Here is a 21,066-nt window from a genome sequence, read left to right on the forward strand (position 1 = left end):
GACCTTGGAATACAAGGATACACTTAACCTGCCAAGTACCGATTTTCCAATGCGGGCAAATTTGGTTGAAAAAGAACCAAGAATTTTGGAAAAATGGAAAAAGATCGATGTGTATCGCTATTTGCTTAAGCAAAGAGAGAATTGCCCCACTTTCATTCTTCATGATGGTCCGCCATACGCCAACGGAGCAATACACATAGGTACTGCTTCGAACAAGATTTTGAAGGATATCGTAGTCAAGTACAAAATCTTTCAAGGTTACAAATCGCCATACGTACCTGGTTGGGACACGCACGGTCTTCCAATCGAGCATAAAGTTACGACTATGCTTGGGGAAAAAGCAAAAACAATGTCTGCAATTCAGATAAGAAAAGCCTGTGAGGAATTTGCAAAATCTCAAATTGAAATGCAAAAGAAGCAATTTCAAAGGCTTGGTGTAATTGGAGACTGGGAAAACTACTATGCCACGCTAACACCAGATTATGAATACAAGATTTACGAAGTGTTTGAAAAACTCGTTGAGGATGGATACATTTACAGGGCAAGAAAGCCAGTCCTTTGGTGTATGAACTGTCAAACAGCTTTGGCACAAGCTGAAATAGAGTACTATGATCACGTTTCCCCATCGATCTATGTCAAGTTCAAAATGAAGGATTCTGAAAACGAATACATCGTCATTTGGACTACGACACCTTGGACTTTGCCTGGAAACACTGGTGTTGCAGTGCATCCAGATCACACCTACGTGAAAGTTGAGGTTAACGGGGAAATTTGGATCGTTGCGGAAAAGCTACTTCAAAGTATGATGAAAGAGCTTGGCATCAACGAATACAAGGTGGTTGAAAAATTCAATGGAAAAGAGTTGAATGGAAAGCTGGCTTTACATCCGCTGTACGAAAGAACTTCGCGCATAATAACCGCCGATTACGTCGACATGGAGACTGGTACTGGTTGTGTCCACATAGCACCTGGACATGGTGAAGAAGACTACGAGTACGGTTATTTGATCCATGGATTGGAGGTACTTTCTCCGGTCGACGAAGCTGGAAACTTCACACCTGAGGCTGGAAAATATTCAGGAATGAACATCGTTGAGGCAAACGATGTTATAATCGAAGACCTCAGAAAAATTGGTGCACTGCTGAAAGCTTCAAGTGTTTCACACTCTTATCCTCATTGCTGGCGCTGCAAAAATCCTGTGATATTCAGGGCAACGGATCAGTGGTTTATCTCCATAGATAGGAACAACTTGAGAAAAAGGATTCTTGAGCAGATAGAAAAGGTCAAGTGGGTTCCAGATTGGGGTAAAAACCGCATCAGTGCGATGATCGAAGAAAGGCCTGATTGGTGCATCTCAAGGCAGAGAGTTTGGGGAGTCCCAATCCCCGCGTTCAAATGTAAAGATTGCGGACACGTTTCTCTGACACCGCAAACTGTAAGGCATTTTGCAGAAATTGTGAAAGAGAAAGGAACAAACGCTTGGTTTGAATTGGAAGAAGAACAACTGCTTCCTCCTGGTTTTGTTTGTCCAAACTGTGGTTCAAGGAACTTTTCCAAAATGATGGATACTTTGGACGTTTGGATTGATTCAGGTGCATCCTTTGAAGCTGTTTTGAACAACAGACCTGATCTTTCTTTCCCAGCAGACATGTACCTTGAAGGAAGCGATCAGCATCGAGGATGGTTCAACTCTTCGATAGTGCTTTCCGTCGTAAAACATGGTGTTGCACCGTACAAAATTGTTCTAACTCACGGCTTTATAAAAGATGAAGAAGGCAAAAAGATGAGCAAATCTTTGGGCAACGTCGTCGATCCATTGGAGATATGCTCAAAGTACGGCGCAGACGTGTTGAGGCTGTGGCTTGCCAGCAGCGACTATTTCAACGATATAAGGATTTCTGAAAAAATAATCCTTCAACAAGTTGAGGTTTACAAAAAACTTAGGAACACGATAAGATATCTTTTGGCCAACCTCAACGATTTCGACGAAAAGCAGGCTGTACCTTACGAAAAACTTCTGCCGATAGACAAATGGGCTTTGGGAAGACTTCAACAGATTGTAAAATCGGTCACAGATGCCTACGAAGATTACGAATTTTCAAGGGCTTACAACATATTGGTGAAGTATTGTTCAGTGGAACTCAGTTCAGTTTACCTTGACATAATCAAAGATAGGTTGTACGTGGAAGGCAAAAACTCTTTGAAAAGAAAGTCTGCACAAACGGTTTTGTACGAGATTTTGAAATCGGTGTTGATAATGCTGGCTCCAATACTCACCTTTACCTGCGAAGAAGCTTATGAACATTTCCGTGGCAAAAAGTTCGAAACGATTTTCGCAGAAACATGGCCAAAATACCACCCAGAATGGGTTGATGAAAAACTTCTAGCTGACTTTGACAAGTTGATGGAAGTAAGAGACGTCGTTTTGAAAAAGTTGGAAGAAGCAAGGCAAAACGATTTGATAGGTCATTCACTCGATGCAAAAGTGACGATCAAGATTGCTTCGAAGGATTATTATGAGCTTTTGGAAAAATATTCACAGATTTTGGAAGAATTCTTGATCGTTTCTCAAGTTAAGTTTACCAAAGATGGTGGCACATCTTTGATAAAAGTTGAAGTTGACAAGGCAGACGGACAAAAATGTGAAAGATGCTGGAAATACCATCCAATGGCCGGTTTTGACCCAAGATTTCCAAAAGCTTGTCCAAGGTGCGTTGAGGTTCTAAGCTCAGAGGGATGAAGGTATGTTGGACATATTTGCTTTGGTATCCGATGCCTTCAACAAGAAGGCATCGGATGTTCATTTGTCCGTCGGTTGTCATCCAGTTTACCGTATAAATGGATTACTTGAACTTCAAAGGAATTATCCTGTTATAACTGAAAAAGACCTTTTGGACAGCATCGAAAGACTTTTTGAACGCATAGATTTTCACGCCCTTGAGAACAAAAAAGAAATAGACTTTGCGTTTGATGTTGGAGAAGAAATAAGGGTACGTGGCAACCTTTATTACGAACGCAGAAAGCCTGCATTGGCACTTCGTTTGATAACCAAAAGAATACGGACCTTCGAAGAACTTGGTTTGCCTTCCATTTTAAAAGAATTCGCCGAGCGCGATTCGGGGCTCATACTCGTTGCAGGGCCAACTGGGAGTGGTAAATCCACAACTTTGGCTGCTATTATCGACCATATAAACTCCAATTACCCGTATCACATAATCACTATAGAAGATCCCATAGAGTACGTTTTTACGAACAAAAAGTCTGTAGTTCACCAAAGAGAACTAGGTCAGGACACAAAGAGTTTTTACGATGGACTAAAGTATGCCCTCAGACAGGATCCGGATGTGATACTCGTTGGAGAAATGCGAGACCTTGAAACGATGGCTTTGGCTCTCACAGCTGCAGAAACAGGTCATTTGGTGCTCAGTACGATACACACAAACAGTGCCGCAACTGCACCGGAAAGAATTATAGATGTTTTTCCACCTCATCAACAAAAGCAAGTGGCGCTTCAGCTTGCCAATACTTTGGTGGCGGTTATATACCAAAGGCTTTTAAGAAGAGCTGATGGAAAAGGTATGGTGCCAATCCTTGAGATTTTGGTTGGTACCCCAGCGGTAAAGAACTTGATACGCGAAAACAAACTGCATCAGATAGAATCTATAATGCAAACCAGTGCCAAGCAGGGTATGGTGTTGTTTGACGATGCTCTGTTCAAAGCCTACGTAAATGGTTTGATAGACAAATCTCAGGTTTACGAGTACGCTAGAAACCCTGAGGAGATGAGGAGAAAGATAGGATGATCGAAGTTGTTGAAAGTGCAGTAAATGAACTGAAAGAAAAACTGGCAAAAATAGAAATTCAGTTAAGTGATCCGAAATTGACATCGGATCAAATCAAGAGTTTGGCCGTTGAATATTCAAAGATAAAGGAAATTCTTGAAACTTATGATAAGCTGAAACAATGCGAGGAAGAAATCGAATTTTGGCAGGAAGCGTTGAACGAAGATCCCTCACTTGAATCAGAGTTAATTAAGGCAAAGGCCAATTATGAAACGCTCCTCTCTCAGCTGATCTCTCTTCTTTTGCCAACGGAAGAACACAACAATGTGATCATGGAAATCCGTGCTGGAACCGGCGGAGAAGAGGCGGCTTTGTTCGCCGCCGATCTTTTCAGAATGTACAGCAGGTATGCTGAAAGAAAAGGTTGGAAAGTCGAAGTTTTGGATTTTCACGACACAGGGTTAGGTGGATTCAAAGAAATAGTGCTTTCGATAACAGGAAAATCTGCGTACAAAATTTTAAGACTTGAAAGTGGTGTTCACAGGGTCCAAAGGGTACCGATAACCGAATCCTCTGGAAGAATACACACATCGACCGCTACGGTTGCGGTCTTGCCAGAAGTGAGTGAAGTTGAAGTGGTAATAGATCCGAAGGATCTAAAGATTGAAACTTGTAAAGCCTCAGGACACGGTGGACAGTATGTCAACAAAACTGAATCTGCCGTTAGAATCACCCACATACCAACTGGCATAATTGTGACATGTCAATCGGAAAGATCGCAGCATCAAAACCGCGAAAGGGCATTTGCAATTCTTCGCTCCAAACTTTACGAGTTGAAACAAATGGAAATAAACAAAGAGCTTTCTCAACAAAGGAAAAGCCAAATTGGTACGGCGGAAAGAAGCGAAAAGATAAGAACGTACAACTTCCCGCAAAATCGTGTAACCGATCACAGGATCAACTACACTTCTTACAGACTCCAAGAAATCCTGGACGGAGATTTGGACGAAATCATAACAAAACTTTTAGAACACGAACTTGTCCAACAACTCAAACAAAAAGTGAGCACAAGCTAACTTCCATAACCTTTCTTTGCAAGGTTTTGGTAGATCATGTTCACCAATGGTTTTAGATTTTCTCTAGCCACTACTTTTGAATACTCGTAAAATAGCATTTCTTTGAACCATCTTTCACCTGAAGATTCCGGCAAGAGGTTGGACTTTGGAATGGAATGGTACATCTTTTTGAAAATGTCGTAAAAGATCGTTCCAACGAATTCGCTACATGCATTCCAAAGCTTATCTTTGCTTGAACCTGAAGGCAAGTCTACACCGTAAATCAACTTACATCACCACCAAATCGGCGAGTAAAACGCCTGCCTTGTGCATCGTTTGAAGGATGGCAATTATATCCTGCGGCGATGCACCAAGGCTTTTTAAAGCGTTTATCAAATTAGCGACCGTTGCTTCTGTTTCCTTGTCTGCAACGACTTTTCCATTTCTGACCGTTATGTTGAATACACCGTAGGACAGCGTGAAATCAAGAATTTTAACGTTTCCACCGAAAACGACAGTACCAGTTCTTTCGTTTACGACCACTCTTGCCGGCATATCGACAGTTACTTCAATTTCCTCAACTAAAGCAAGAAAGGTGACAACATCGTCTTCAAATGCAGATGGTACCTCGATTTTAACCGTTGCTCCATCAATTGCCTTTGCTATTCTTCTTTCAAAAGTTCTGTTTATCGCCTCGGCAACCCTGGCAGCCGTGGTGAAATCTGGTTTTGAGATAAGCAACGTCACGGTGTTAGCGTTCACAAATTCAAATGGAATCTCTCTTTCCACAATGGCTCCATTTGGTATGTAACCAACTATTCTATTTTTAGTTTGAAGGTTGGCTGAAACTTTCACATTCGCCCCGCCCAAGCTCACATTTCCCTGTGCAACGGCGTAGACGTTTCCATCGGCACCGTAAAGTGGTGTTTGCAAAAGCACACCGCCTTCAAGAGATTTTGCATCGCCTATTGATGCAACCACAACGTCCAATCTCATTCCTTCTTTGTAAAACGGTGGAATATCGGCAACAACCATTACCAAGGCGGCGTTTCTTGATTTAAAATCGTTGGGATTTATCGTGATGTTGAAAGTCCTCAAAACGTTAGTCAAAAGTTGGGAGCTGACGTTTCCAGAATCTCCTGTTCCATTCAATCCAACGACGATACCTACACCAAAAAGTTGATTATCCCTTGCTCCCCTAAAAGTTGCGATATCCTTTATCCTCGTTGTTGCGAAGGAAAAAACAGCTATTATCAACAAAAAGACCGCAAGGTATTTTCTCACATTCCTCACCTCACAAGAAAAACCTTGCAAGGACTGTTAAAACGTAATCCAGCCAAGACTCTTGGCCAGGTTTTTGGCTGAAGACCAGCCGACCGTTTATCCATATTTGACTATCCGCAAGCTTGGAAGCTTCAATTGTGTTGTTCGCATCTATGTCTTCGTATCTAGCAGTTCCACGAATTATGATTTCGCTCAGCTGATCTTGAACCTTTATTTTCTTGCTTCCCTCAAAAACCAGCTTGTTGTCCTGTACATCCACAACTGTTGCTGATATGGTGAAACTAACGTTGTTGCTGAGTTTTGCAGAATGCTTTTGCATTGTGTTGGGGTTGATCGGTATAAACTGTGAGAGATCAAATTGGGTTATTCCTTTAACAGCACCCGTGATAAAGTTGACAAGAGCTTTTGCAAGTGAATCGTACTCGCTTGCGGAGTTGAAGGTGGGAGTTTCTCTTACGATAATTGTTACTATGTCACCAATTTTGCGGGCTTTTTTGTCCGCAAAGATGTTTTTGAACGCGCTGTTGTTTGAACTGTTCCAAAGCGATGTGGCATTCAGTACTCCAATCAGAAATATTGTTAGCGTTAGAATCAGAATTTTTCTCATCTTCTCAGCTCCCTGAAACGTAGATTTTATAGTCAGTTCCCAAGATTCCTTGGATCAAAAATCCCGTCGATAAGTTTCTGGCTCTCACAACGTCTCCAAAGTAAGCATCGTGCATGAGTCTGACCAAAGCCGTGACGATTAGACCATCGAGTTGAACTACAGCTGTTAATATTTCCCCAGCTTTGACGTCCGGCGGTTGAACAACGTAGAAAAGATCGATTGGTTCATCTTCTCGAAACATTTTTCTGCTTACTTTTCCCACCACGTCTTCCATTTTCTCCGCAAAATTTCCTCTTTTTCCAAAGACGTTTAACTCAACTATTTTTACATCCTCAGGTTGAATTACTTGTCCGCTTTTTATTATTCTTCTTGCAACCACCACTTTCCTGTAATCGACTACTTTCAAATTGACCCGGCAATATCCCAAGATTTTGCCGTTATTCAAAAGTTTTAGAAGTATTCTTACATCATCCCTGTTGACAAAGTGCGAAAGTATCTCAAAGTCGTCCACGTTTTCGAGGTTGGTATTTATATCGAAGGAAAGAATTTTTATCGAGTTTCCAAAGTTGGAAACAAGATAATCTTCGACAGCTTTTTTAATGGAATCTTCTATTTGGGAGGAAAAGGCTACACAGAAAATAAAAATGAGAAGGGCGAGCAAACTCGACCTTCTCATCATCGTTCACCTACTTTAGAATTATCTCTTCAGCGTGCTTACTGTTCCAAGCATGTTGTCGGCAGTCTGAATTGTCCTTGCATTCAGTTCGTAAGCACGCTGAGCAATGATCATATCAACCATTTCTTTAACCACATCGACGTTTGATTTTTCAAGATAACCTTGTTGTATGGCTCCAAATCCATCTTGGTTTGGTACACCTTCTATTGGAGCCCCTGAAGCGGTTGTTTCAACGAACAAGTTATCTCCAATTGCTTTCAAGCCAGCTGGGTTTACAAAGCGTACCAGGGTAATCGTCCCAAGGTTTTGAATCGTTCCATCCTGCATTTCAACTGAAAAGATACCATCTGGAGAAATGTTTATCGCCACCGCATCCTGTGGAACAACTATGTTTGGAACAAGGGCAAGACCATTTGCGGTGACAATTCTTCCTTCACTGTCTATCTTGAATGCGCCATCACGGGTGTAGGCAATCCTTCCGTCTTGAAGCTGAATTTGGAAAAACCCATCTCCCATTATCGCAAGGTCCAAAGCGTTACCAGTGTGCTCGATGTTTCCTATGGTGAATATCCTTGTGGTGGCACTCAGCCTGGTTCCATGGCCGGTGTAAATTCCCGTCGGTATGGTTGAATCGACGGCTGTTGGAGCTCCTGCATTTTTGTAATACTGGTAGATCAGGTCTTGGAACTCCGCTCGAACTTTTTTATAACCGGTTGTATCAACGTTCGCCAAGTTGTTTGAAACTATATCCAATTTGTACTGCTGAGCCCACATTCCCGTTGCCGCCGAATAAAGCGAAACCATCATCTCAAATCGCCTCCTACCTCAACGTTCCCACCTGAGAGATTAATTTTGCAACAAGTTCGTCTTGAACTATCACGGCTTTTTGGGCTATTTCAAAGTGTCTTTGCGCTTCAATGAGCGTAACCATTTCCCTCACAGCGTTGACATTTGATAATTCGACATATCCTGGCAAAATCCTAAAATTTTCGGCGGCAAACGGTTCACCACTTTCTTGAGTCGGTTGAAAGAGAGTATAACCAAACTTCCTCAGATATCTTACGTTTTCGAAGGAATAGACGGCGATTCTTGTTACTGGTTGGTTTAAAGAATTTCTAACATATCCTTGTTCATCGATTGAATAACCATTTTCAAACCTTATAGGTTGATTGTTGATATCAAGAACTCTAAGTCCATCGGCGTTGACAAGAAAACCTTCAGCATCCAATTTGAAATTGCCAGCCCTGGTGTAAAAAATCTCTCCGTTTCTTTCAACCGCAAAAAATCCTTCCCCTTCTATCGCCAAGTCCAAGAGATTTCCGGTGTATTGAACAGTTCCTTGGGAAAAATCTGGGTACACGTGGTCCAAAACGGCACTATAAGCGAGTGTTCCTATCGGTTGTCTTTTGTTGGGAAGCACGTAAATTTCCCTTTCGTGATAGGCTCTAAAGGCCAACCTATCTTTTTTGTACCCTGCGCTTTCAACGTTTGCAAGGTTGTTTGATGCTGCATCGAGTTTGCTGATATCCAGTAGCATTCCCATTGCTGCCGTGTAGATACCTCTTATCATTTCATCACCTCGTGTAAGAAACGGCTACCACCTTCAGCAAATTTTCATCATCCAAAAGAATTCCTGTTCCTCTTGCAACACAGGTCAACGGATCTTCGGCTACCACAACTTTCACACCAAGCTCTTCTGCCATAAGTTTGTCCAGGCCCCTAAGCAATGCTCCTCCACCTGTTAAAATTATTCCGTTGTTTATTATGTCCGCCGCAAGCTCCGGCGGGGTTTTTTCAAGTACAGCTTTTATCCTTGCCAAAATGGTACCTACCAAAGGTTGCAATGTTTCCATAACGTCTTCGGACGTGATTTTATCGGTTCTTGGAAGTCCTGTTACGGCATCTCTTCCTTTGATTTCCATTTCATATGTTTCCATGTCTGGGTGTACTTTTCCTATTTTTATCTTCACTTGTTCGGCGGTTGGCTCGCCTATGACAAGACCATATTTTTTTCTCACATAACGAACGATGGCTTCATCCATGGCATCTCCTGCGATTTTTATCGAATCCCCAACCACAACTCCTCCAAGACTTATCACCGCTATATCGGTTGTTCCTCCACCTATGTCCACAACCATGCTTCCCTCGGATTTGGTAACATCGATTCCTGCACCTATTGCCGCAGCCAACGGTTCTGAGACGACGTGGACCCTCCTTGCTCCAGCGTTCAAAGCCGCTTCAAAAACCGCCCTTCTTTCAACGCTTGTTGCTTTGGTTGGTATTCCTATCACAAGTTCTGGTTTGAACAAGAACGATCCTTTGACGGTCCTTTTGATGAATTCTTTTATGACAGCTTCTATGGTTTTGTAGTCAGCTATCACGCCATCTTTCATCGGCTTTATCGCTTTGTAGTACTCAGGGGTTTTACCTATCATTTTTTTGGCTTCTTCGCCTATGGCAACTATTTCACCAGTTTTTACGGCCACTGCAACGACCGATGGCTCAAAGATGACAATACCTTTACCCCTTTGATAAACGATGAAACTTGCTGTACCAAGATCTATCCCTAAATCACCTTTTGGCACCGCTGATACCTCCCTTTAAAGATTTGGTGTGCCTGGCGGGAATCGAACCCGCAACCTCCGGATCCGGAGTCCGGCGCTCTATCCTATTGAGCTACAGGCACACTAATTTTCCACCTTTTGAAAGAAAAGTTTTGAATTTATTGCAATCTCCTTCGACAACAATCATATCAAAAGGTGAGAGTTTTTCCAGTTCTTTCCAGCTTCTTTCGACAAAAAAACCTGCTTTGTGAAACAAATAAGCGTAGTACGGATCTGTCTGGAAAATTGTTGTGTTGTTACCAGCAGCATTAACATCGGAAATTTCCGCCAAAAGAATTTTACCTTGAAAAATTTTGATTGTTTCCAAAATATCCTCTGGCAACTTCTTGGCAGGTTTGATTTGATACAAAGTTATCTTCGAAGACGTAAATTCCTGAAAGAGCTGTACGGCAACAAGTTCGTCAACGTTTTCCTTTCCTTTGAACAGCTCGCTCGTCAACCTTTCGTCTATCATGTAAACCTTTTTATTCAGTTCTTTTTGAAGCCTTTCTGCAAATCCCACAACTTCAAAAGTCTGCAAGGAGTATCTTCCACTCATCGAAAGTGGTAATCCAACGACAATGGCTTCAAGGTTGTATTTTGAAAGCTCTTCTTTTATTTTTTCAGGAGGTACTGTGAAAACCTTTGATGGAATTCTTTCGCCGATTGCCACGCCACATCTTGCTTTTCCATAATCTATTGCTGCGATCATTAAATCACCACTTTTGGATTCATCAAAGCTTTGCAAATTCCCTTCGCTTTTTGAAGAAGGTACCACTTTGTCACGCTTTCAAAGTAAGCTGTGTCGAGTTGTCCCTCTGCCATTCTAAGAGAGTGCTTTGAAAGATCTACTTTGCTTAAATCTATTTTTCCATCCTTTACAACCGCTCCAAGCTCTTTCATCACGGATATCAAAACCTTTCCGTAAGCAGAATTCTTCAAAAAGTTGTTTTCAACAAGTGTTTCGATGAATTTATTTTCATCTATTTCTTCGTTTTTGAACATTTTCAAAATTTGTCCAATGTATTCTTTCGTTGGGAAAAGTTCTTTCAATTCTTGTTCTCTGATCTCCACATCTTTCAGATCAAAACAAAGATCCACTATTTGACTTGATCCGTCGAAAGAAAGACTGTCCATGATTTCAAAAAGGCTGAGTGGAACATCTCCAATTGCTATTTCAGCGTCCTGCCAAAGCATGGCAGGTATCCCATCGGTGTTGGTCACACACAAAAGCTTTTTGAATTTTCTTTTCTTTATTTGATTCAACACCAAGGCTTTCTGTTGCGGCTTTAAGTTGTGCGTGTAAACAATCAGATCTGAGGCTTTCCAAACGTGGGATACTTTTTTGTAAAAATCGGCTAGTTTTGATTTCGATGAAAACAGAAAGCAACAGGCTTCATCCAAAACTGTTTCCAAAGAAGGAACTTCAACCAGTCCAAAGGTCGGCTTAATGATCCTTTGATAAGTCAGATAAAATCCCAAATCCACTGCAAAATCGTACAAATCCTCGGAAAATTTTACACTCACGGCGGCAAACTTGGTTGGGTTGTCCTTTACCAACTGCAAGAATTTTGAAACGTACTGGTTTTTTGAAAAAGTCTTGAAAAGTGCAAGTTCGTTTACAATCACCAAATCGTACATTTGAAGAAACTTTTCAAACTGTTCGACAAAATACACAACAGTTGAAAATCCCATTCTTTGCGACGGTACTTTGTTCAAAGAGTTGAGAAAATCCAAGGTGCTATCGACATACCTCAGAAGGCTTTGGTAAGTTTGCAAAGCGATAATGTTGTTCGGCGAAACGATCATGATTTTTCTTTTATCGTTTTCGGCGAGCCATTTGTATATGAAATTTCTCGTTCTTATGTCCACTGCAAAAAATTCGCGACCTTTTAAGTTTGCAAGAATCTCTTCAAGCTGCAACCATTTGTGGCTGATCGATGGCCTTTTATTCTGTTTTGTCAAACCGCTTTCTTGTAAGTCAAGGACAAGGTCCAAAACGTTCAAGGACAATTGTTCCCCGTTTTTCTTTATCGTGAAAACCAAGTCGCCTTTTAAAGATCCATTCAAATGGGATTTTTCAAAAAGATGTCCAAGACCAAATCCTAAAGCTTCAAATTTTTTAACACCGTCAGTCACGAAAAACTTTGCGTTGGATTCGCCTTGACCAAAGGTTTTTGGGTTTTCAATGACTGCATTTTTCAAGATAAAAACTGGTTCTGGATTACCATTTCCAAACGGTTCAAGTATCTTAAGTTGCTCAACCAAATTTTGATCGATTTGACTCAAATCAACCTCACAGTCTATTTCAATTGTGTCAGAACTTTCCGCAATCGGTATTTGATAATCTTTCAAGCTTTCGATGAAAGAATCTAAAATGCTCAAATCTATCGTGAACCCAACGGCAAAAGGATGACCTCCAAATTCTTTGAAGTAGCTTGAGAAAGGTTGAAGAATTTCGATCAAGTTTATATTTTCAGGGCTTCTGGCTGAACCACGTGCCTCATCTTCTCCAACCGAAATTACAAGCACAGGTTTTCCGTATCTTTGACAGAGTTTGGTTGCAACTATGCCAAGTACTCCAACGTGCCAGTTTTCACCACAAACTGCTATGATCGAGTTTTTGTGAAGCTCAAGCTCTTCTATTTGTTCAACTGCCATGGAGTAAATTTCACTTTCGATTTCTTGTCGAGCTGTGTTGTACTCGAACAAAAGATTAACCAAGTCCATCGCGGTTTGTCTATCTTTGACAGCCAAAAGTCTATAGGCATCTTCGGCATAATCAAGCCTGCCGGCGGCGTTCAACTTTGGTGCAACTCGATAACCTATATCCCTCGAATCAGGTTCATCTATACCAAGGCGGAACAAAAGCACATCAAGTCCTGGTCTTTTTGTTTTTTTCATCATTTCAAGGCCTTTTTTGACTATAAATCTATTTTCATCGATTAGTTTTACCATATCAGCCACAGTTCCAAGTGCAACAAGATCAAGGTATTCGAATACATATTCAAGCGGTAAGCCAAGCCTTTCTGCAAGGGCACAAACTAATTTGAAGGCAACGCCGGTTCCAGCCAGATCTTTGAAGGGATAAGGATCGTTTGGTCTTTTTGGATTTATTATGGCTTCAGCGGCTGGTAAAACTGGTCCTACCTCGTGATGATCAGTTATGATAACTTTGCATCCAAGCGAGTTTGCCAAATTAACTGATTCAACGGCGGTTATACCGCAGTCAACGGTGATTATCAACCTTCCACCGCTTTGCACAAACTGCTTTACCACTTCCGGCTGTACCCCGTATCCTTCGTCCAAACGCTTTGGTATGTAGTGAAAGGCAAGCCAACCATTCGAAAGCAAAAATTCCTCAAGTACTGCAGTACCGGTTATGCCATCCACATCGTAGTCGCCATAAACAAGTACGGGAAATTTTTGCTCCCTTGCATGGAGCAAAAGTTCGCACGCTTTGTCCATGTCCAACAGCAAGTTTGGATCATGAAGATCTTGCTTGGTTGGATTCAAAAAACGTATGACTTGCTCATGATCGGTTAGGCCTCGGTTTATCAAAAGCTTTGCGAGAAATTCACTTATACCAAGCTGCTGCGATAAAAGATCAACTTGCTCCTGAGGAACGTGCTTTACTATCCACCTCACAATCTCCAACTGCCTTTTTCAGATTTCCCTTATATTAAATCACAAATTTTTCATCAGTTGAAGTGTAACAAAGTTTTGGAAAAATATATGTGAAAGCAAAAATCAGGAGGTGAAAAGATGACTTTGGACGAGCTTGTTGAAAAAGTTGTTACAATCAAAAAACAAAGAATGCTTTTGTTGATAATATCCATCGCTTGGATGTTCGATGCTGCTGGAGTTATGGTGATGTCTTTCACACTTCCTTCGATGCTTCAAGAATGGAAATTAACCCCGCAGCAAGGCGCAAGTCTTTCAAGCGCAACGTTTATAGGTATGCTTATCGGAGCATTGTCGGTGGGATTTCTGGCAGATTTGTTTGGAAGAAAGATCTCAAACGTTGTGTACCTTCTGTTCACGATTGGTTTTACAACCTTGTCGGGATTTTCAAATTCGCCTTCGCAATACTTTTTCTTCAGAGTTCTTGCTGGAATAGGATATGGTGGTCTTATGCCTTCGGTCAACGCATATCTTTCTGAATTCACAGGAAAACAGATTCGTGGGAAATATTTGGTGATTTTGGAAGCAAGTTGGGCGGTTGGAAGCATATTGATAGGTTTGTTCAGCGTCTTGACCTTGCAAAGTCTTGGTTGGAGATGGAGTTATTGGATTTTCGCGGTTGGTTTTGCGTTACTTCCAATCTTTCTTGTGATTTCAGAATCTCCAAAGTTTGCTTTTTTGAAGAAAGGTAAAGAAGGTTTGGAAAAGGTTTTGAAAGTGAAAATAGACCAACAGATAACTGTTCCAAAAACTACAAAAAGTCCAGTTATATCAGTTCTTTCAAAGGATTACTTAAAGATAACCTTGGTGATATGGACCGCTTGGTTTGTGGTGAGCTTTGTTTATTATACACTGTTCACTTGGGCACCTAAGATCTTTGCACAACAAGGAATTGAGGCTACAAAATCGCTTTGGTACACCTTTTTCATGATGGTCGCACAACTTCCTGGTTATCTCTCTGCAGCTTATTTCATCGAAAGACTTGGAAGGAAAACTTCTTTGGCAATTTATTTCTTTGGAATGGGATTGAGTGCCATCCTTTGGGCATATGTAACTGGTACCATATCGCTTGTCGTGATCGCCTTGGTTCTTTCTTTCTTCACACTTGGTGTGTGGGGGCTTGTGTACGCCTACACTCCTGAATTGTATCCAACATCCATCAGAGGTTCTGGAAACGGTTTGGCTGGGGTCATAGCAAGAATAGCAGGAATATTGGCTCCACAGTACGGCGGATTCATGCTTCAAAGAAATGCTTCTTTGCTTCAAATTTTTTCGATTCTTGCGATTTTGCCAATCTTAGCTGGTGTTGTGGTGACGATCTTTGGGGTGGAAACAAAGGGAAAAGAAATTGGTTAAAGTGAAAGGCAGCCTCGCGGCTGCCTTTTTCACAGGATTATCCATGCCACAGCTGTTGCAATTATCAAGGAGAGTATGGTTCTTTCAATCCAGATAATCAAAAGCTCTGGGATTGTTATCGGAATTTCTGTGGAGAGAATACACGGAATAGATGCAGAGAAGAACAGTATTGCGGATATTGAAACAACTCCAACGACGAATCTGCTGATCAAAGAAGCGTTAACAGTTAGCAATGCTGGCAGGAACATCTCTGCAATTTCAACAGCAGAAGCCTTTGCAACCAAGAAAGCTTCAGGCAATCTTAAAAGTGCTGTGAACGGATAGAATATCCAAGCAATTGCATCAAAAACAGGTGTATAAGTGGCCAGAACCAAACCTATGAAACCTACGGACATGATTGTTGGAAGTATCGTCAAAGCCATTCGAAAACCTGCTTTCAAGTTTTGCCAGATTCCCTGCAAAAGTCCCGGTGCTTTTGAAGCTGTTGCAAGTGCTTCGTTCCACGCCACTGCAAACAGATTCCCACGGATCTCGTGTTCTGGATTCGGTGTGCCAATGTAATCATCCTTTTTCTTGGAAAGAGGCCAAAGCCTTGCCGTTATTGCGGTGACAACAAAGGTCACAAAAAGTGTGGACCAGAAGAACTTGTTCCACATATCCATGAGTTTCAAAGTCCTTGCGACGATGATCATGAAGGTGGCAGATACCGTTGAAAATCCTGTTGCTATTATTGCTGCTTCACGGATTGTGTATTTGCCTTCTTTGAAAACTTTGTTGGTTATCAGAAGTGCTATAGAGTAGCTACCAACGAACGAGGCAACAGCGTCGATTGCTGACCTGCCAGGCGTTTTGAAAACCGTTCTCATGACTGGTCTTAGGAAAGAACCTGTAAACTCCATCAATCCATATCCAACCAAGAAAGCCAGAAAAACAGAACCAATTGGAACAATTAATCCAACCGGAACAACCAGTCTGTTGAGCAAAAACGGTCCAATGTCTGGCCTCATCATCCAACTGGGACCAGCTTTGAAATACACGAGAACTGCGATGACCGCGCCAAGAATTTTGAGAATCGCAAAAACAAACTCGGTCTTTGACTTTTTGTAGATTTTAGTGATCCACGGGAATACGGCTCCAATGATTGTCACCAATAGTCCATAAACGATGGCAACCTGTGTGAGATTGTTCCTAATCCATGTGACGATGTGATCCAAAGGAATCGATGATGTGTTGTTCAACTTGATTGGAATGAAGAACATAAAAATGCCTACAGCACTGAAAAATAAAAACTTCAACGCAGCCCTCGTCCTCTCCACGGACGTTCCCTCCTCTCATGGTTTTGGCAGACTGCTGCCGATTTATGGGTGAAAAATTGTTTCTACTCTGCCATAGGATATCTCAAACCTTTTTTCTTAGCCGTTTCCCGAGCTATTTCATAGCCTGCGTCAAGGTGTCTTATGACCCCCAAACCAGAATCGTTCGTAAGAACTTTTTCAAGTTTTTGCCTTGCAAGCTCTGTGCCATCTGCAACAATCACCATTCCGGCGTGGATCGAATAACCTATGCCAACTCCTCCTCCGTGGTGCACCGAAACCCAAGTTGCACCGCTTGCCGTGTTCAGCAAAGCGTTTAGAATTGGCCAATCTGCTATTGCATCGCTACCGTCTTTCATCGCTTCCGTCTCCCTGTATGGCGAAGCAACTGAACCTGTATCGTGATGATCTCTACCTATGACTATTGGGGCCTTAAGCTGACCTTTCTTGACCATTTCGTTCATAGCAAGTCCCATCAAAGTTCTTTCTCCTTGTCCAAGCCAGCATATCCTTGCAGGTAATCCCTGGAACTTCACCTTTTGTTGAGCCATTGTTATCCATTTTCTCAAATGTTCGTCCTCTGGGAACAGTTCCAAAACCTTTTTGTCTGTTTCGTATATGTCTTGAGGATCCCCAGACAAAGCCACCCATCTGAACGGTCCTTTACCTTGGCAGAACAGATCTCTTATGTACTCTGGTACATAACCTGGTATTTCAAACGCATCCTTCACACCGTGGTCATACGCAAGCCTTCTGATGTTGTTTCCATACTCAAATACCTTTGCTCCCTGTCTTTTCATTTCAAGTATCGCGTTCACATGGTCAACAACTGAATCGTAAACCATTCTCAAATATTCCTGTGGATTTTTCTTTCTAAGTTCCAAAGCTTCCTCGAAGCTTATTCCCTTTGGAACATAACCGTTCAGCGGATCGTGCGCAGCCGTTTGATCTGTCACCACATCTGGAATAATTCCCATCTTAACAAGCTTTGGATGTATCTCTGCTGCGTTGCCAAGCAAACCTATTGACAGTGGTTTACCTTTTTTCATCGCTTCCTTCACCATTTTTAAAGCTTCGTCTAAATTGTCAGTCCATGTGTCAAGATAGCCTGTTTTCAAGCGTCGGTCTATCATTCTTTTGTCAACTTCTACAGCGAGAATCACTCCGTCGTTCATTGTAACCGCCAAAGGCTGAGCTCCACCCATTTCTCCAAGCCCTGCCGTTAGGACAAACCTGCCTCTCAACGTTCCACCAAAGTATTTGTTTGCAACTGCATGGAATGTTTCGTAAGTTCCCTGCAAGATTCCCTGTGTTCCTATGTATATCCAGCTTCCAGCAGTCATTTGGCCGAACATTATCAAACCACGTTCTTCAAGTTCTCTGAAATATTCCCATGTCGCCCACTTTGGAACCAAAAGCGAGTTGGCTATTAACACCCTTGGAGCCCATTCGTGGGTTTTGAAAACGGCAACAGGTTTTCCACTTTGAATCAACAAAGTTTCGTCGTTTTCCAAAACCTTTAACGTTTCAACTATCTTGTCAAAACATTCCCAGTTTCTTGCCGCTTTTCCACTACCACCGTAAACGATCAAATTCATCGGATCTCTTGCAACCTCTGGATCAAGGTTGTTCATGAGCATCCTCATAGCTGCTTCAGTTTGCCAGCTTTTACAGGTAAGCTGGCTTCCGCGCGGGGCTCTTACAACTCTTGGTTGACTTTTCTGTTTTTCAACCACTTTAATTCACCTCCTTTTAACATACATTTTACTACATATATTTTACTGATTTTACTTGAAGAATCAAAGTTGTTGGGCTGCAAGAAAATTGGTTATAATGTCTTACAGTAAGAGCCACTTGACAGTTTAAACGACTTTACTCTTTACGCTTGGATTTCCACTTGTTGGTCAACTAACTTAAGGGGGAAATTGCTGATGAAAAACTTAGATACCCCAACTGAGCTGGAAAAAGCTCAAATTGAAATTCTAAGGAAAATGCCTCCTGAAAAACGTTTGAAGATGTCAATCGAACTGACTGAAAACACGATAAAATTACTCAAAGAAGGCGTGAGAAATCGTCATCCTGAGTACAGCGACGAAGAAGTTAAGTTTGCAGTTATAAAGATTTTGCTGGGTGAAGAACTTTTCAAGAAAGTATATCCTCAATTCAAGGAGATTAAACCATGAGTATTGAGGAAATCTTAAAAGAAGTGTTAGAAAAGCTTGAGAGGAATAACATAGAGTACATGATAACTGGTTCACTTGCGAGCAATATTCATGGTGTGCCACGAACCACATTTGATGCAGATATCGTGATTTCTGCAAATTTTGAAAATTTGAAAAAATTCATAGATGAAATAAAAAACAGTTTTTACGTGGATTTAGATATGGTAAGAGATGCTTTCGAGCGGAAAAGCATTTTTAACTTGATCCATTATGAGACGGGGTTTAAGATAGATTTCATCGTAAAAAAGCAAGGTGCTCATTTTGATATGGAATTTGAGAGGCGGAGGGCTTATACATTTGCAGGTAGAAAATGCTTTTTTGCATCACCCGAAGATACAATACTTTCGAAGCTTTTGTGGGCAAAAATTGGGGAATCTGAAAAGCAATTTCGGGATGCTTTGGGAGTAGCGAAGATACAAGCCGAGAACCTGGATTTTGAATATCTTCAGAAGTCAGCAGAAAATCTGGGAATTAAAGACATGCTTGAAAAGTTGATAGAACAACTAAGGCGAGCCAACTTAGGTTGAGGAATGCTATAAATAAATTGGTATCTACCCAGCAAACATTCTCAACCATCCAAAATCTTCGTAGAGTTCTTTTCACCAAAACCGCCTTCGTATCCTATTTTGATCAATCAACATCGTCTTCCACTTCGAACGGAAAAAGACAGGCTTTAACGAGAGATTCAAGGTGGACTCTGTGCCTGGGGAGGATCGAAAAAACACCGTTTTCTCTTTTCTGTTGAAACTTTTCGATCTTTTCGAACCTATTTCTGCCAATGAACATGTTTTTGAGAAAGATGTTCTTTCTGTTTAATCGAAATACCTGTGTCGCTATTAAGCAATTGCGTGTGAATGACGAGGTTGTTGTAAGATATTTTTTGGTCATCGTTTTTCATTGACGGCAAATGTCGGGCACTAAATTATCCGAACCCCTGTTTTGCAGCAGTAAATTGAAAACATAATAAGGATTGCTTTAAAAGAAAGGTAGGGTATTATGAGAGCTACTGGTAAGAAAAGTGTGAAATTGGAAGACATTAAAAGAATTCTTGCTGAAAACAAAAAAAGATTGCAGGAAAAGTATGGAATTAAAGAGATAGCGATATTTGGTTCTTTTGCAAGAGGGGACGAAACATCAAAGAGCGATATAGATATTCTATTGGAATTTGAAAGACCCATAGGATGGGAGTTTGTGGATTTATGCGAAGAGCTTGAAAACTTGTTGGGATTAAAGGTTGATGTTCTTACTAAGAATGCGCTGATGAGCAAACCAGCTTTGTGGGAGTCTATAAGAAAGGATATTGTGTATGTCTAAAAGAAATGTAAAACTCTTCGTTGAAGATATGCTTAACGCTATTGAGAAAATAGAAAAATACTGCAAGGGGATAGGAAGTTATGAAGAATTCTCTAAACAGGATATCGTAGTTGATGCAGTATTAAGGAATCTTGAAATTATTGGGGAAGCTGCATCCAAAATTCCAGAAAATATCCGTAGCAGGTTTTCTGAAATACCGTGGAAAAGAGTTGTAGGATTAAGAAACATAATTGTTCATGGATATTTTGTGGTGGATTTGCAAATAGTCTGGAGAATTATTACTTCTCAACTTCCTGAATTAAGAATCGCTTTGGAAAAAATGAGGGCTGAATTATGAATATCAAAAAGACTTTACCCCCGCTTTCGACTTTAAATCAAACGCACTCAACCATTCCAAACCCCATAGCGTTTTTTTCACCAAAGCCGGCCTCATAACCTATCTTGATCAGTTCAACATCACCTTCAACTTCAAATGGAAACAGGCAGGCTTTGATGAATGTATCTTTTATTTGAATAAGCTTGGTAATTTTACTTCTTGAGGAAATATATTCCCAATCTGGATAAATCTTCACACTGCCTGTAGATTCTTTGCCATATATCGCCATAAATTTCTTTTTCAGATTTCTTTCAAACGCATTTTGGTACTCTGGATCACTTGGTACCAAATATTTATGCGATAACTTACCTTTGAATTCCACCGGGATGCTCAAAACCATTGGTGAAAGCATTTTGAACTTCATCCTACTTGAAAATTCGATGTTTGTTGGTACCTCAATTTCAACGATCTCGAAATTCTCGCCGCAAATTTCCAAATATGGTTTTTGCAAAAGAGAACTCATGAAAGCCTTCAAAAAATCGTCGTTGATCGAACTGACAAACCAAGTTCCCTTGCAACCTTCTTTCAATATCAAAACATCTTTGTTAACAGTGTACATAGTCAAAAAAAGTTGTGAAAACGTGAAAAGTTTGAAACCGCCGTATCCTGATTCGTGCAGAATACTGGCGAGAGCTTCGTCTGCTATTTTCAAGCGCTTGTATATGAAAGCAGCCAGATGGTAGTTGTAGTTTAAAGGTATTGAGCAGGGATAGGCAGAAAAGGAAATTTTCAGCCTCAAAAGCATCCCCTTTCATATTTTATCATAGGTGGTGATGACAACTTTTGCGTAACCT

Annotated in this window: 20 protein-coding genes and 1 tRNA gene; 8 read left to right on the top strand and 13 right to left on the bottom strand. The window is 41.1% G+C overall.

Annotated features, from left to right (window positions below; all coding sequences use genetic code 11):
- The first annotated feature begins 4 nt into the window (after positions 1-4).
- The 3 genes from ileS to prfA are packed head-to-tail and all read left to right on the top strand — an operon-like array spanning position 5 to position 4,858.
- Positions 5-2,740: an isoleucine--tRNA ligase gene (ileS, locus tag THETH_RS08395; protein WP_041446444.1), complete on the top strand. Its 2,736-nt coding sequence runs from the start codon at positions 5-7 to the stop codon at positions 2,738-2,740.
- A gap of 4 nt (positions 2,741-2,744) precedes the next feature.
- Positions 2,745-3,803 carry a type IV pilus twitching motility protein PilT gene (locus THETH_RS08400; protein ID WP_013932925.1) on the top strand — a complete coding sequence of 353 codons (1,059 nt, stop codon included), beginning with the start codon at positions 2,745-2,747 and terminating at the stop codon, positions 3,801-3,803.
- Positions 3,800-4,858 (top strand): peptide chain release factor 1, encoded by a 1,059-nt coding sequence (gene prfA, locus THETH_RS08405; RefSeq protein ID WP_013932926.1) that lies wholly within the window; start codon positions 3,800-3,802, stop codon positions 4,856-4,858. Before THETH_RS08400 ends, prfA begins: the two co-directional genes overlap by 4 nt.
- Here prfA and THETH_RS10740 read toward each other — a convergent pair.
- From THETH_RS10740 to recJ, 10 genes are all read right to left on the bottom strand, one after another.
- A complete protein-coding gene (locus tag THETH_RS10740) occupies positions 4,855-5,124 on the bottom strand; it encodes a rod-binding protein (protein WP_013932927.1) in 270 nt (89 codons plus the stop codon). The two genes, prfA and THETH_RS10740, sit on opposite strands and share 4 nt — an antisense overlap.
- Before the next feature lies 1 nt (position 5,125).
- Positions 5,126-6,121: a flagellar basal body P-ring protein FlgI gene (locus THETH_RS08415; RefSeq protein WP_013932928.1), complete on the bottom strand. Its 996-nt coding sequence runs from the start codon at positions 6,119-6,121 to the stop codon at positions 5,126-5,128.
- Between the two features lie 10 nt (positions 6,122-6,131).
- On the bottom strand, positions 6,132-6,728 hold the full coding sequence (locus THETH_RS08420; RefSeq protein WP_013932929.1) for a flagellar basal body L-ring protein FlgH: 597 nt from the start codon (positions 6,726-6,728) through the stop codon (positions 6,132-6,134).
- Between the two features lie 4 nt (positions 6,729-6,732).
- Positions 6,733-7,404: a flagellar basal body P-ring formation chaperone FlgA gene (flgA, locus tag THETH_RS08425; RefSeq protein ID WP_041446445.1), complete on the bottom strand. Its 672-nt coding sequence runs from the start codon at positions 7,402-7,404 to the stop codon at positions 6,733-6,735.
- A gap of 21 nt (positions 7,405-7,425) precedes the next feature.
- The gene (flgG, locus tag THETH_RS08430; RefSeq protein ID WP_013932931.1) at positions 7,426-8,211 is read right to left on the bottom strand and encodes a flagellar basal-body rod protein FlgG; all 786 of its coding nucleotides are present in this window, start codon (positions 8,209-8,211) and stop codon (positions 7,426-7,428) included.
- Positions 8,212-8,224: 13 nt separating this feature from the next.
- Positions 8,225-8,974 carry a flagellar basal-body rod protein FlgF gene (flgF, locus tag THETH_RS08435; RefSeq protein WP_013932932.1) on the bottom strand — a complete coding sequence of 250 codons (750 nt, stop codon included), beginning with the start codon at positions 8,972-8,974 and terminating at the stop codon, positions 8,225-8,227.
- Positions 8,975-8,978: 4 nt separating this feature from the next.
- On the bottom strand, positions 8,979-9,989 hold the full coding sequence (gene mreB / locus THETH_RS08440) for a rod shape-determining protein (RefSeq protein ID WP_013932933.1): 1,011 nt from the start codon (positions 9,987-9,989) through the stop codon (positions 8,979-8,981).
- A gap of 24 nt (positions 9,990-10,013) precedes the next feature.
- A tRNA-Arg gene (locus THETH_RS08445) sits at positions 10,014-10,090 on the bottom strand.
- On the bottom strand, positions 10,081-10,719 hold the full coding sequence (locus THETH_RS10590) for a RuvX/YqgF family protein (RefSeq protein ID WP_013932934.1): 639 nt from the start codon (positions 10,717-10,719) through the stop codon (positions 10,081-10,083). Before THETH_RS10590 ends, THETH_RS08445 begins: the two co-directional genes overlap by 10 nt.
- Complete coding sequence (gene recJ / locus THETH_RS08450) at positions 10,719-13,655, bottom strand: single-stranded-DNA-specific exonuclease RecJ (protein WP_013932935.1); 2,937 nt, start codon at positions 13,653-13,655, stop codon at positions 10,719-10,721. The genes THETH_RS10590 and recJ overlap by 1 nt, the downstream gene beginning before the upstream one ends.
- A gap of 117 nt (positions 13,656-13,772) precedes the next feature.
- On the opposite strand from recJ, the gene THETH_RS08455 reads away from it, so the two are divergent.
- Positions 13,773-15,047 (top strand): MFS transporter, encoded by a 1,275-nt coding sequence (locus THETH_RS08455; protein ID WP_013932936.1) that lies wholly within the window; start codon positions 13,773-13,775, stop codon positions 15,045-15,047.
- Positions 15,048-15,076: 29 nt separating this feature from the next.
- Here the strand turns inward: THETH_RS08455 and THETH_RS08460 are convergent, their stop codons facing one another.
- Both THETH_RS08460 and hutU read right to left on the bottom strand, forming a co-directional pair.
- Positions 15,077-16,363 (bottom strand): YjiH family protein, encoded by a 1,287-nt coding sequence (locus THETH_RS08460; RefSeq protein WP_013932937.1) that lies wholly within the window; start codon positions 16,361-16,363, stop codon positions 15,077-15,079.
- Between the two features lie 62 nt (positions 16,364-16,425).
- Positions 16,426-18,096 (bottom strand): urocanate hydratase, encoded by a 1,671-nt coding sequence (hutU, locus tag THETH_RS08465; RefSeq protein WP_013932938.1) that lies wholly within the window; start codon positions 18,094-18,096, stop codon positions 16,426-16,428.
- Between the two features lie 195 nt (positions 18,097-18,291).
- Here hutU and THETH_RS08470 point away from each other — a divergent pair, with 195 nt between their 5' ends.
- From THETH_RS08470 to THETH_RS08485, 4 genes are all read left to right on the top strand, one after another.
- On the top strand, positions 18,292-18,543 hold the full coding sequence (locus tag THETH_RS08470; RefSeq protein WP_013932939.1) for a hypothetical protein: 252 nt from the start codon (positions 18,292-18,294) through the stop codon (positions 18,541-18,543).
- Positions 18,540-19,109, top strand: coding sequence for a hypothetical protein (locus tag THETH_RS08475; protein ID WP_013932940.1), 570 nt, complete (start codon positions 18,540-18,542; stop codon positions 19,107-19,109). The genes THETH_RS08470 and THETH_RS08475 overlap by 4 nt, the downstream gene beginning before the upstream one ends.
- A gap of 469 nt (positions 19,110-19,578) precedes the next feature.
- The gene (locus THETH_RS08480) at positions 19,579-19,896 is read left to right on the top strand and encodes a nucleotidyltransferase family protein (protein ID WP_013932942.1); all 318 of its coding nucleotides are present in this window, start codon (positions 19,579-19,581) and stop codon (positions 19,894-19,896) included.
- Positions 19,889-20,233 carry a HepT-like ribonuclease domain-containing protein gene (locus tag THETH_RS08485; RefSeq protein ID WP_013932943.1) on the top strand — a complete coding sequence of 115 codons (345 nt, stop codon included), beginning with the start codon at positions 19,889-19,891 and terminating at the stop codon, positions 20,231-20,233. The genes THETH_RS08480 and THETH_RS08485 overlap by 8 nt, the downstream gene beginning before the upstream one ends.
- Positions 20,234-20,270: 37 nt before the next feature.
- Here THETH_RS08485 and cas6 read toward each other — a convergent pair whose 3' ends face one another.
- Positions 20,271-21,017 carry a CRISPR-associated endoribonuclease Cas6 gene (cas6, locus tag THETH_RS08490; protein WP_013932944.1) on the bottom strand — a complete coding sequence of 249 codons (747 nt, stop codon included), beginning with the start codon at positions 21,015-21,017 and terminating at the stop codon, positions 20,271-20,273.
- Positions 21,018-21,066: the final 49 nt, after the last annotated feature.

The sequence above is a fragment of the Pseudothermotoga thermarum DSM 5069 genome (assembly GCF_000217815.1).
GTDB lineage: Bacteria > Thermotogota > Thermotogae > Thermotogales > DSM-5069 > Pseudothermotoga > Pseudothermotoga thermarum.